Annotated in this window: 11 protein-coding genes; 1 reads left to right on the forward strand and 10 read right to left on the reverse strand. The window is 52.6% G+C overall.

All coding sequences use genetic code 11. From position 1 onward, the window contains the following. The 3 genes from PYK22_RS11230 to PYK22_RS11240 all read right to left on the reverse strand — a co-directional run. Positions 1-913, reverse strand: a 913-nt coding sequence (locus PYK22_RS11230) for a hypothetical protein (RefSeq protein WP_162199844.1), incomplete at its 3' end; no start/stop codon positions are given. A gap of 78 nt (positions 914-991) precedes the next feature. Continuing rightward, positions 992-1,711: a YdcF family protein gene (locus PYK22_RS11235; RefSeq protein ID WP_157770838.1), complete on the reverse strand. Its 720-nt coding sequence runs from the start codon at positions 1,709-1,711 to the stop codon at positions 992-994. A gap of 69 nt (positions 1,712-1,780) precedes the next feature. After that, entirely contained in the window at positions 1,781-3,094 is a 1,314-nt protein-coding gene (locus tag PYK22_RS11240; RefSeq protein ID WP_041977403.1) for a nucleotide sugar dehydrogenase, read from the reverse strand. Between the two features lie 131 nt (positions 3,095-3,225). Here PYK22_RS11240 and PYK22_RS11245 point away from each other — a divergent pair, with 131 nt between their 5' ends. Continuing rightward, positions 3,226-4,038, forward strand: a complete 813-nt coding sequence (locus PYK22_RS11245; RefSeq protein WP_041977406.1) for an FkbM family methyltransferase — start codon at positions 3,226-3,228, stop codon at positions 4,036-4,038. 24 nt (positions 4,039-4,062) lie between these two features. Here the strand turns inward: PYK22_RS11245 and PYK22_RS11250 are convergent, their stop codons facing one another. The 7 genes from PYK22_RS11250 to asnB form a co-directional block, all read right to left on the reverse strand. Continuing rightward, positions 4,063-4,434 (reverse strand): polysaccharide deacetylase family protein, encoded by a 372-nt coding sequence (locus tag PYK22_RS11250; protein ID WP_162199845.1) that lies wholly within the window; start codon positions 4,432-4,434, stop codon positions 4,063-4,065. Positions 4,435-4,736: 302 nt separating this feature from the next. Beyond that, entirely contained in the window at positions 4,737-5,678 is a 942-nt protein-coding gene (locus PYK22_RS16770; RefSeq protein WP_083437797.1) for a class I SAM-dependent methyltransferase, read from the reverse strand. Position 5,679: 1 nt separating this feature from the next. Next, positions 5,680-6,876, reverse strand: a complete 1,197-nt coding sequence (locus PYK22_RS11260) for a glycosyltransferase (protein WP_083437798.1) — start codon at positions 6,874-6,876, stop codon at positions 5,680-5,682. 18 nt (positions 6,877-6,894) lie between these two features. Then, on the reverse strand, positions 6,895-8,133 hold the full coding sequence (locus tag PYK22_RS16775) for a glycosyltransferase (protein ID WP_060635586.1): 1,239 nt from the start codon (positions 8,131-8,133) through the stop codon (positions 6,895-6,897). Positions 8,134-8,170: 37 nt separating this feature from the next. Further along, the gene (locus tag PYK22_RS16780; protein WP_083437799.1) at positions 8,171-9,079 is read right to left on the reverse strand and encodes an FkbM family methyltransferase; all 909 of its coding nucleotides are present in this window, start codon (positions 9,077-9,079) and stop codon (positions 8,171-8,173) included. 187 nt (positions 9,080-9,266) lie between these two features. Continuing rightward, positions 9,267-9,923 carry a Uma2 family endonuclease gene (locus tag PYK22_RS11275; protein ID WP_041977411.1) on the reverse strand — a complete coding sequence of 219 codons (657 nt, stop codon included), beginning with the start codon at positions 9,921-9,923 and terminating at the stop codon, positions 9,267-9,269. Positions 9,924-10,191: 268 nt separating this feature from the next. Further along, the gene (gene asnB / locus PYK22_RS11280; protein ID WP_041977413.1) at positions 10,192-12,138 is read right to left on the reverse strand and encodes an asparagine synthase (glutamine-hydrolyzing); all 1,947 of its coding nucleotides are present in this window, start codon (positions 12,136-12,138) and stop codon (positions 10,192-10,194) included. Positions 12,139-12,158 lie beyond the last annotated feature (20 nt).

Raw genomic sequence — 12,158 nt, forward strand, 5'->3', positions numbered from 1 at the left:
TTATCACAATGTTCGTGGGTATCAACCCGTTGATTGCCGGCATGGCCCCGCCAAACATCACGTTCTCACCCGCACCTTCGAGATAATTGTTCTCGATGATGTACCGCCCCGTCCCGTTCCACCCCAAAATAGCTTGCGAGTCCTGCCCCTGAACCTTGAAACCGGCAATGTAGCTGTTGATGATTTGCGTGTCGGACGAGTTCAAGGCCACTCCGCGCTTGAGTCCCTGATTTGGGAAGGCGTGTATGTAGCAACGGTCAATCACAAGATGATGGGGCACTTTGCTGAGGTCGTCTTGTTGGCTGTCGCCGAAGCCGAGCAACACCAAGTCATAAATGAAAGCGTTCTCATCGACAGGGCGCATCTCCAACCCCACCAACTTGTAGTGGTGCGCACCCAACTCTGTCTGAATAGTGGGAGCAAACCCGCCTCCGGCGGAAACTATCTTCGGCATCAACGGCGCGTGCTCGGGCTTCACATAAGACTGCCAACCGAACTGATGGCGCGGAAACCGGTCCAAATTCCACAGCCCAGTTGTCGGATCGGTGGCCGCAAGTATCTCGCTCGACGTGTAGGGGGCAGTGCCTGACGGTAGCTCACCGGCGCGCGACGAGCGGATGGTGATGTAGGCTTGCTCGTCGGTCATCCCCTGCGGCACGGGTCCCTTGTTGCGCAGGATGATGGGGCCTTGGAACGTCGCCCCAGCCTCGACCACTATCTCGTCGCCATAACGAGCACGATCGATCGCGCGCTGCAGATTCTCTCCGGCTTTGACGGTGATCGTCTTCGGCAATCTTTGATTGCTCGTCTCCGCCTGAGTCTCTTTTTGCGCCGTCACGCGCCGCAAGCGCTCCTGCTCTCCGGTCCAAAACAGACCGAAAGCGATCAGCACAGTCGCAGACACAATCACCATTGCTTTCATCACGTTGCTCCGATCGAATCTCATCGAAGTTTACCACCCCTTCCGCTCTAGCGACCACTTGCGGGCAGTTTAAATTTTCGTTTCACGAGGACGATTCCCGAAAAGTGAGAAGGGAGACGCATCGAAGACGAAACGCTGCTTCAAAGATTCGTTTTGCGGAAACCATCGCCCATATTGCCAGCGATAGTAGATGATCTTCAAGTATTCCGCCGCGACGGCGCGCCAGCCGCGCAAACTCGCCCACCAAACGAACGGCGATAGCGAAGGCCGTTCGGGCGAAACGATGGTGACGCGCGTTTCACTGCCAGCGAAGATCTGATTGAAAATCCAGCGCGCACGCCTCGTGTGATAAGCGGAAGTGACGATGAGAAGCGAGCGGATCCGTCGCTCCGCGGCAAGATAGCGCAGCGCGACCGCTTCCTCGTATGTGCTCGATACTCTTTGCGGCAAAACCGCGATTCGCTCTTCCGGCACTCCAGCGCGGCGCAAAGATTCGCGAGCGCGTTCGACGAAAAAAGGATTCCGTTGCTCTTTGTTGGACCATCCTCCACGCTGTCCGTCGTTGGTCAGGAACACCATCGGAGCGTACCCGGCGTGAAACAGTTGAGCGGCATACCGCGTGCGCTCGTCGTAGGCAGCGGAACCGGCCAAGACGACCAGCGCATCGGACGCGACCGGAACGTCGCGCACGATCAATGCCCGGGCCAACGCCCAGGCCGCAAACCAAGCGAGCGCGAGCGCGGCGGCGACTAACGCCGCACTTCTTTTGAGATTTCTGACCGCTACCAACGCCTTAAAAATCATCGCAAGGCGGATGCCGCGCTCGGTCCTCGCGCCTCTTGCAGGACTAGCCGACTGCTACCAGCAAATCCCCTCGTACCAATCGCCCGACTTTTTCTCTTCGAACAGCCGGACCAGATCGATGATCTTTTGCCCATCGCGCCTCATCTTCTCGATTTCACGAAACTCCGGCGAGCGATTGCCGACGACGATCACCTCGGCTTCGTCGATCACCTCTTTCAGATCGTTGCGCATGAGCTTCGAGATGTGCGGGATCTCGCGCTCGATGTACTCCTTGTTCGCCCCGAAAAGTCGCGCCAGCGACACGTCTTTATCATAGATCGCTAGTTGCAAGCCCTTGCCAATGAGCGTTTCGATCAGCGCGACCATGGGCGATTCCCGAAGATCATCGGTGCCGGCTTTGAAGCTCATGCCGAGCACGCCGATCCTCTTCTTTCCCGTACGAAGCACCATCTCGACGGCGCGCTCGACCTGCAGCCGATTGCTCGGCAGAATGGCTGACAGCACAGGCGCTTCGACATCCAGTTCTTTGGCCTTGTACATGATCGCGCGCAGATCCTTCGGCAGGCATGAGCCGCCAAAGGCGAAACCCGGCTTCAAGTAGTAAGGCGAAAGATTGAGCTTCGTATCCCGGCAGAAGATCTCCATCACTTCGTGACTGTCGATGCCGAGCGCTTTGCAGATGTTGCCGATCTCGTTGGCGAAACTGACCTTGAGCGCATGAAAACAGTTGCACGCATATTTGACCATCTCCGCCGACTTGATGCTCGTGACGAAAAGAGGCGCCTCGATGCGCGCGTAAAGACGACTGACCATGCGCGCCGTCTCTTCGTCGTCGGCCCCGATGAGCGTAAAAGGCGGTGAGTAGAAGTCCGCGAGCGAGGATCCTTCGCGCAAGAACTCCGGATTGATGCAGATCCCGATGTCGCGCCCGACCTTTTTTCCGGAGTAAATTTCCAACGTCGGGACGACCACGCCCTCGATGGTTCCGGGAAGCATCGTGCTGCGGATGACGACCGTGTGCGGACGCGATTTGCCTTCGATGGCAGCTCCGATTTCCTCGCAGACGCGCTTGACGTAGGTCAAGTTCAAGCTGCCGTTCGGCGCGCTCGGCGTTCCGACGCAGACGAGCGAAACGTCGGAGCTTTCGATCGCTTCTTTCGCTGCCGTCGTCGCTCGCAAGCGTCCGGCGGCAACCACCTCGGCGATCAACTCGTCCATGCCAGGCTCGACGATGGGGCTACGGCCGTCGTTGATGATTTCGACTTTGGTCGGATTGACATCGACGCCGACGACTTCATGCCCTTCCTTGGCGAAACAAGCCGCCGAGACGCAACCGACGTAGCCAAGTCCGAACACACTCAGTCTCATTCGTTGATTCCCCTTATTGAAAATCTGTACAAAATCGAACGGGCAAGATTAAAATCCTCTGTGGCTGAAGCTACCTTGCGAAGACGTTCTGCGATGCCTTGCGATGGCTTCCCCTGACAGGAGAAAAAGCGATGATCCGCTCCATAGCGCTCGCCGTAGCGCGCAAAATACCAACACCGATCAAAGATCTCATCCATCACAATCGCCACTTAGATCGACTGGCGCGGCGCGCTTTTTCGCTGCTGGCTCGCGCCGATTCAGAGATCGTCCACATCGAATCCGGCCCGATGGCCGGGTTGCGCTTGGCGATCAGCGAACATACATCACACGCCCACATCAGCGGAACGTACGAACTTGAGACTCAAATAGCGATCGCAAGGCTCGTCAAGCCCGGTTTCGTCTGCTATGACATAGGCGCGAGCATCGGCTATCTCTCGCTATTGATGGCCCGTCGCGCGAGCCACGTTTACGCCTTTGAACCTGCCCCACATGCTGCCGCGGAGATCGAACGGCAGGCGACAACCAACGGCTTTTCAAACATCAGCATCATTCGCCGCCCCGTGAGCGATCAAAAGCGTTCGGTGACTTTCGCCATCACGGACGTAGCATACGGATCGGCAATCGCCCGTGGCGACACCAAGTGGCCCACCATTCAGGTTGAAACGCTCACTTTGGACAGCTTCATCAAAGATCATCCGGCGCCCGATTTCATCAAGATCGATGTCGAAGGCGAAGAGGGACGGGTGCTCGCTGGGGCGCGCGAACTTCTCCGCCATAAACGCCCGATCATCTGCTGCGAAATTCATAACGAAGAGGCCGCACATGACGTACAAGAGATCCTCTCGCAAAACTCCTACGATGTAACCGATCTAAAAGGCAATCCTTTTCAACTGAAAGGCGCCATCGTGCCCGGAGAACTTCAGATCATCGCCTTGCCGCGTTGATCATCAAACTAGAATCACCTCGCTTCATGATGACCGTGCGCGACCCTCTAGAACCGCTTGCCTGATCTTCAAGTATGCATCTCCGCCGAGCATCTTCAGTCCCTTCTTCAGATTCCAGATCGCATATTGACTCATGCGCGGAAGCCGCTCTCCCCGCGCAAGGCGCGCGACCGCAGGGGCCGAGGTCCATCTTTGCACCGTGTAGCGCCCGAACAGAAGGCAGCCATCCACCGACCATGTTCGCGCGACCGGCTCCGACGTGAAAAGGTATCTGATGCCGGCACGCGCCGCTTCTTCGGCGACGCGCCGCGAATACTGCCCGCCGGGAATGGAAGCGACACGAACGGGCTCGCCGACGCTTCGCTCTCGCTCCTCGCATATCCTAGACAGAGCCAAGCTCACTATTTGCAACAACTATAGAACTGACGATCCTCCTTGCGCTTAAGAAATGTCGAATAACTGCTCGAATCCAACGAAAGACTAGCAAGAGATGCTATCCTCACCACACTCCCAATTATCTAACCAACGCCTTCAGATACTCTGAGTGCTGATTTGGATGCTTGTATTTCGTTTAGGTGATACTTAGGTTGATACGAAGATCTTCTTCGACAACCATCACGCAATGCGATATAACTCGCTTCTACTGCGACTTCCCTATAAATAGGGGATTCTGATGCCAAGTTGATATGCTCGGATCTTCATGTATCCTCAGAGAAACTTCCCATAATAGTAATGCTAGATGCAGCCAATTTTTCAGGCTCCAGACCACGAAATCTCTCATGCAGTTTGAAGCCATTCTTCAATATCTGCAGCGAATTTTCATCGATGGCCTGTTGCTCTCTTATGATCTTGACTCCAGCACACTTAAACAACTCGATGTACTCATACGCTCGTAATCGGTTGTGGTACATAAACTGATTACCCGCGAGTTTATTCCACTCAGCTTCACCGAACTGCAGGAAATTAATCGCTGAAATTGACTTATCGCCGTGAGAAAAATGATCAGAACAATCTATGTGATGCAAGAGCAAGCCATCCGGTTTAAGTAAACGCCGAGCTTCCAATAGGATGGCTACAATCACTTCCGGCGGGATATGCTCCATGACCGTATAAGAAATATGAAAGTCGAAACTGCCCGAATCCACACTAAGATGTGCAGCATCAGCAGGTGATACATATTCGATTTGGGTCATACGGAGAAGGTCTGCAAGACCGCCATTAAAGTTTAACAATCTATCGAAGCGGCTCTGAAATAGACTATCTTTCTCTATACTATCGAAAATATTGATGACCTGATCCCGATGGTCGTGCAGAAACTTCAAAGATTCTTTAACTATTGTAGAGGAAAGATACCGATTTAAATCAACCGTTAGTACTCGGGAAGCTCCACAAAGCCAAAGTCCCAATGGCAAATCAATAGCCCGTCCTGTACCAACCTCCAAGAAGCTTTTACCAGCTACGTCACGCCCATATGATCTAATCCAGTTCACCATCTGCACCGCAGCAGTCAACCACTCACGAGGATCACGTCTGCCGGGTCGTAAACTTCCCAAGCTTCGCTGCACCAGATAATAGGTCTCGTTAGAGAATGGTAACGATGCAATAATGTTTTGGACCATAGCCTTCAAACGCCAACCCATGTCAGCTTCCTCCTATGTCCTTTCGAGAGCGCTCCGTTGCAGACAGACGACAAGGCCGGCGGAACAGCCCTAGAAGAAAACTGCCTCCCCAAACAAAATGGAGTACGAAAAAGATTATTGGAAGCAAAAAAACTAAACGAAACTCGTTAACCTTTCGTGAGAGGCTTACGGCACAAAGAAGCGCGAGCAAAACGTACAAGCCGATGGCAAAGAGGAGCCCCACTTGAGCAGGAGACCAAAAGAGCCCGGACACAAGTGTAATAATCATGTATGCGACAAAAAGGGGGGCGATTATGTGCCGCCATCTTAGTGAACGCGGATGTCGTTTGATCATCTGCGCTTTCCAACTCCCATAACGAGCGTACTGCCGGGCTAGATCCTTAATGGTAGCACGAGCGAAGTAGTCACAGTGGGCTGCTGGATCCAGCAAAACACGCCCACCACGTAGGCGTGCACGATAGTTAAAGTCGTAATCTTCGTTCGTTAGCAAGTCCTCATTAAATCCACCGAGTTCGTACCACAACTCCTTGCGGAATGCGCCGAAAGGAACCGTGTCAACAATTTGTTCAGAGCAAAGCGAATCTATCAATCGATATTTAGCATCACCTATGCCGAAGGGGTGAGATACAGCCAACGCGATAGCTTGAGCTGTCAGGGTTTCCGCCCCAGCGCGAATACACCACGGCATTCCGACGATGGCCACGTCCCCGCGCTGTAACACCTCAACACAACGGCGGATATAATTATTTGAGGCGATAGAATGAGCGTCCAGTCTTACGATGATATCGCCACGAGCCGCTTTAATACCAATATTAAGCGCAACAGGAATATTCCTCGCATGATTATCAATCAAGCGTATTTTTATATCCGGGTGAGAACTTTTGAACTTTGCGACTATCTCGCGCGTGCAATCATCAGACATTCCATCAACTATTATGATTTCATAATATCTGCTATCATATTGCTTCGCAAGATTTTCAAGGACTTCACCAATGAAACGCTCTTCGTTGTAGCAAGGGATGACTACCGAAACAAAGGGGGGCGCCGCGTCAATTGTAGCAAAGAGCTTTTGAGGTGCCTGTGCGGCATTATCCTCTCTCAAATCTTCCCATCTGTCATTCTGTATCGCGCCTTCCATATCCTCTTCTAAATCGCTGGAAACGAACTCATGAGTACTGCGAGATAAATTTCCGTCCATTTTCGCTTTAAATAAGCATTACCCTAAAATTTCCAGACTATTACCCGACCGGGCTTTAATTGCATATTCGCAAAGCTCGGCAAACTTTCTGGCTACATTCGCCCAACCGAATTGTTCACGTACTAGCATCGCTCCGCGCCGTCCTAATTCTCGTGCAAACTCCCTATCAAATAAGAGCCGTACAGTGGCCGCAGCAAATGATTCCGGATCATCCGCAAGTAGCAAATGCAAACCGTCTCTCACAGGCAACCCTTCCGCACCAACTGTTGTTGAAACAATTGGCATTTCCATTGCCATCGCTTCGTAGATCTTCAATCTCGTCCCTCCCCCAATACGGATTGGTACTACATAGACAGCGGCACGCTCCATGTACGGGCGTACGTCATCTACACGACCTGTGACGATCACAGAAGGATCGCGTTGACTGAGTTCAATGAGACTCGGGTACGGATTGCGTCCGACAACAGTCAAAGTTACGTCGGGCACGATTCTCTTAATAAGAGGCATGATATTTTCAGTAAAGTATTTGATTGCATCCTCATTCGGCAACCAATCCATTGAACCAGTAAACACAAGGTTGTGTGGCTCGCGGCAGGCGTTATTGCGTGGCCTGAAGTATTCCGTATCAACGCCAGTTGGCACGTACGCAACCGCTTTTATGCCGTACTCATGCTTCATCAATTCGGCGTCTTCATGAGATACGGCAACGACAAAATCAAATCGTTGACAAGCTGCACGTTCATAAGCTCGAGCCTTTAACCACTGACCATATAAATAAGCTTTCTTTATAAGATCCTGCTGCACCTGATAATGCCGTTTCCAGATCACCGCCTCGACATTGTGTTGGAAGAGTACACTCGCACAATTGAGTTGCGATGGCACGTTAATGCTTGGTTGCAAGAAATCGCATACGAGCACATCGTAACGTTTACTAGAAAGTAAACGTTCGATCTCGTGCCGCATCTTTTCTGATGCATATTTCTTTATAAAGTAAGGGAGCGACGAAAAAAGGTTGATTGCAAGTTCAAAGTAAAAGCCTAAGGTGAACTTGGCGTGCGTTCGATGCGGGACGACGACGAGATCATGACAGTATTCAAACGCTTGCGCGCGCGCCCTCTCGCCCCCTGAACCATCATCGAGCGTGAGATAGGTGATGCGATGCTCGCGTTTGAGTTCGCGCAGCATCTGATAGGTGCGTATCTTGCCGCCTTTATCGACCGGATGAAGTAGTTCCGTCTTGAGCCATAGAATATGCATCTTCAAAACCCGGCTTGAATACCTACGACTTGATCCATCAAAAAGATTTTCCTAAACGAGCCATCTTCGCTTGCGGAACAGCCAAGATATTAGAATGTATAGGATGCGGTTTTTCGATTGGTGATAACCTTCCTCCCTCTTGAATCTCAAAGAATTTAAATCGAGCCGAGCTCATCCCCTCCAAGAACTCTTTAGCACTCGAGACAGTTAGGCCAAAACCGCGTGTTGTGTGTACGTTAGCTTCGAAGAGGATTATGGGAGCGTCTTCACGATTGAGCGTTTGCACTCCCCCTTCAAACACCATTAATTCGGCTCCCTCAACATCACATTTCACAAAATCAGGCAAAGGTATTGTGCCGTCCGAGACGAGATCATCCAATCTAACTTGCTTACAAACAATCTCTTTCACATCTTTAAAGATCTCGGCCCAATTTACCAAACTCGCGGTAGAATGGTCTTTAGGAACAAACAACACTGTTTCCGAAGATTGATTGGATAGGGCAAAAGGGTAGAGCTCTGCGTTGCCTGCCTCTTCGACAGTTCGACTGAGAATTGGAAGGAGATCAAGATTTGGCTCGAATGAATAGACTCTTCCTCTAGGCCCAACAAGCTTCGATAACAACAAAGTATACAATCCTATGTTCGCGCCGATATCGAAAACCTTATCACCCTCTTTGACGATACGACATATAACCTTCTGCTCATCGATTTCGCGAGGGCAACTATCCCAAGGCGCCCCTTGTAACCATTCGTGCAAGCTAGCGTCCCGCAAGTCGATATACAAAGGCGACCAATCAGCGATATTTACCGGAACGGCTTGCAAACATTTGCATTTATGTGCGAGGAGAATAGTTACACGATAGCTCCCCCTCAAACCACTACGAAGATACCATCTGATTAGCTTTGCCATTAGTGGAAGCTTAACTTTTCGCGTGGTCGCCTTCATAAAAAACTAGAAGTCATCCGAAAGATGTTCGCAAGAGGATCCCGTAGCATTCGAGTAGAACAAAACCAAGGCAGTTCTAGTGGAACCAAGCTTCCCAACTTAAATCATTCAAGTTATAGACTCCAACGAAGCTGCTGGTGCCAATGAAGATTTAGTGATTCGAATCCCACCGCAAACCAGTATCACCCTATCGCGCGCCGATCCATTCATCGAACGCGAGCAACGCTTGTAATTCCCCTTCACGCCGTAAACGCTCAAGAAATCCTGTCACCGCCTCGCTCGTCAGCACGGGCAATGCTTGACTTCGCTCGACCTCCTCATACCCCACACCCCGCAACACAAACATTCTCAACCGCTGCCCATCGTAACGCCAGACCTCGGGCACTCCCAGCGCCACATAGATCGACAGCTTCTCCTCTGAGCTATGATGCACATCGATCTCAACGGCAACATCGGGCGGTGGATCATGCTCGAAATCTAACTGCACCCGATTGCCTAACTCCTCAGCCCGCTGCACGTAAAAACAGGCGTCGGGTTCAAGACCCTTCCGTTGACTCGGCCTTTTGATCGTCGCCGCCCCGAAAGAGAGGATAACGATGCGCTTTTTTAGGCTCAAAACCGTCAAAAGCTTTTCTATGAAACGCGCGTATTTTTCACGTTCTGTGCCGAGAGTCATCGCCGTCAAGATCCCATCGTCGTAGCTCAGCCGCAAACCGCTCGCCTCGCCCACCTGTGCTAGCAACTCCTCGTAATCTTCCCACCCGACGTGCCGAAAAACCACCACCGCGTCGGCTGGCAGCCGCGTCACGATCTCAAAATAGTTTGTCGCCGTTTGGGTAGTCATAGGCGCTAATTTCGCTCTTCCAGAGCGATTTTCTTCCGTTATGTTACGCTATCTCGCTTCGCGCGCAAATATCCAACCGAAGCCTCCGGATCGAAAACCGTCCCTAATTGTAGCGTGATGCATTTTCCTCGCCGCAATCGCCGCTTATGCCGGAGAGAGTTTCAGCGGCAGAGGCAGGCGAACACACAGAATACTACCGAACTCTCTGAACTATTCATCGACAAAACGCAAGGGCCCTTTCTTCAAGACCACGGCGGGCCGTTTAGATTTATGCTGCGGCCTCCACCGAAACGGGAAGATGCGTTTCGACGATCTCACCATCCAAAAACCTGCGTTGCCATACCTCGAAATTGACGAGCGCCCACAAGCGCTCTTCGTGATTTGCGCCCGCTTCGTGTTCGGCGACCAAGCGGCGGACGAAATCCGGTTCGAACAGACCGCGACCGAGCGCGCGTTCGCTCAAAACGTACTCATCGACGATGTGACGGAACGGCCCGCGAAACCATTGTCCCACGGGCACGGGGAAACCCATCTTGCGACGCGACAGAATCTCTTCAGGCAGAATGCCTTTCATGCTTCGTCGCAAGACGTACTTCGTCGTCCAACCGCGCAACTTCAACCTTTCGGGCAACCGCGCCGTAAACTCCACCAGCTTGTAGTCCAGAAACGGCACGCGACTTTCGATCGAAGCGGCCATGCTCATCTGATCCTGCTTCATCAGAAGTTCGTGCAAATAAGTTTTCACGTCCACATAAAGCATGCGACCAAGCAAATCTGAGTTACTAGCGCGCTCGTAGTAGTCACGCATAATGCGGTAAGGATCAATAGTGCCAACACGTTCTTTTGTTTGCTGGGTCAGCATCTTGCTTTGCATCGTACGCGGGAAGACAGAAAAATTATCGAAGTAAAGCGTCTCTAAATCAGGTTCAAGAGAAAGGAAAGTGCGACGAAGCTTCTGTCCCACTTTCGACTGTGGCGGTAGGTGCTCAATATAGCAGCGAACCAAGTGGCGTAATGCAGTAGGCGTTAGCGAATGGTAGATCGTGCCAAATCGAAGTAGATAAAGTGCTTTTCGATAACGTTCATAACCGGCGAGCAATTCGTCGCTTCCCTCGCCCGTCAAGACGACCTTGACGTGCCGCTCGGCGAGCGCGGAAACGAAATAGAGCGCGACGCTGCTCGGATGCGCGATCGGTTCGTCTTCGTGCCATACGAGCTGAGGAAGCACGTCGAAGAACTGCGTCGGCGTGACGACGATTTCGTGATGATCGGTCTTGAACTTCGCGGCGACCAAACGCGCGTAATGCAACTCGTTCGCTTCGCGTTCGGCGAACGCGACCGAAAAGGTCTTGATCGGCTCGGCGACCATCCCGCTCATCACGGCGGCGATGGCCGATGAATCGATGCCGCCCGAAAGGAACATGCCGAGCGGCACGTCGGCCATCAAGCGCAGTCGCACGGACGTGCGGAAAAGTTCGAACCACTCCGCGATCAGGTCCTCTTCTTTGCGATGCGCAAACTCTTCGCTCGGCGCGAAGTCAACCTCCCAGTATTTCCGTATTTCGATCCGGCCATCGCGCCACAGGAGCGTGTGACCCGGGAGCAATCTTTTTACGCCGCGAAAGAGCGTCTCTTCGCCCGACGGCGCATGGTTGGCGAGATAATCGGGAAGCGCAGCGAAGTTGATCTCCGGTTTGACGAGGCCCGATTCGAAGAGCGACTTGATCTCCGAAGCGAACGCGAGCGAACCATCGTCCGCGTGGAAGTAATAGAGCGGTTTGACGCCCAATCGATCGCGCGCAAGGAGAAGCTCTTCTTTTCGTCGGTCCCAAATCGCAAAAGCGAACATGCCGCGCAGGCAGTGCACGCAATCCGCGCCGCGCTCTTCATAAAGGTGGATGATCGTTTCCGTGTCGCAGCGCGTTCGATACCGATGTCCACGCGCTTCGAGTTCAGCGCGATAATCCGCGTGGTTGTAGACCTCGCCGTTGTAAACGATCTGCACCGAACCATCTTCGTTCGCCATCGGTTGATGACCGGCGGCGACATCGACGATGCTCAACCGGCGATGGCCGAGTCCGACGCCATCTTCGATGAACAGACCGCAATCATCCGGCCCGCGATGCGTGAGCACGTCGCGCATCTGCACGAGCGTCGCTTCGTTCACGCGCCGCTCCACGCGCTTCGGGAAGACTATTCCGCAAATGCCGCACATCTTTCGTCTGGGCGACGATG

This window comes from Pyrinomonas methylaliphatogenes, assembly GCF_000820845.2.
Lineage (GTDB): Bacteria > Acidobacteriota > Blastocatellia > Pyrinomonadales > Pyrinomonadaceae > Pyrinomonas > Pyrinomonas methylaliphatogenes.

Coding starts and splice junctions, on each gene's coding strand:
- PYK22_RS11245 (WP_041977406.1), top strand. CDS start 3,226: ATGATCCGCTCCATAGCGCTCGCCGTAGCGCGCAAAATACCAACACCG.
- PYK22_RS16775 (WP_060635586.1), bottom strand. CDS start 8,133: ATGCATATTCTATGGCTCAAGACGGAACTACTTCATCCGGTCGATAAA.
- PYK22_RS16780 (WP_083437799.1), bottom strand. CDS start 9,079: ATGAAGGCGACCACGCGAAAAGTTAAGCTTCCACTAATGGCAAAGCTA.
- PYK22_RS16770 (WP_083437797.1), bottom strand. CDS start 5,678: ATGGGTTGGCGTTTGAAGGCTATGGTCCAAAACATTATTGCATCGTTA.
- asnB (WP_041977413.1), bottom strand. CDS start 12,138: ATGTGCGGCATTTGCGGAATAGTCTTCCCGAAGCGCGTGGAGCGGCGC.
- PYK22_RS11260 (WP_083437798.1), bottom strand. CDS start 6,876: ATGGACGGAAATTTATCTCGCAGTACTCATGAGTTCGTTTCCAGCGAT.
- PYK22_RS11275 (WP_041977411.1), bottom strand. CDS start 9,923: ATGACTACCCAAACGGCGACAAACTATTTTGAGATCGTGACGCGGCTG.
- PYK22_RS11240 (WP_041977403.1), bottom strand. CDS start 3,094: ATGAGACTGAGTGTGTTCGGACTTGGCTACGTCGGTTGCGTCTCGGCG.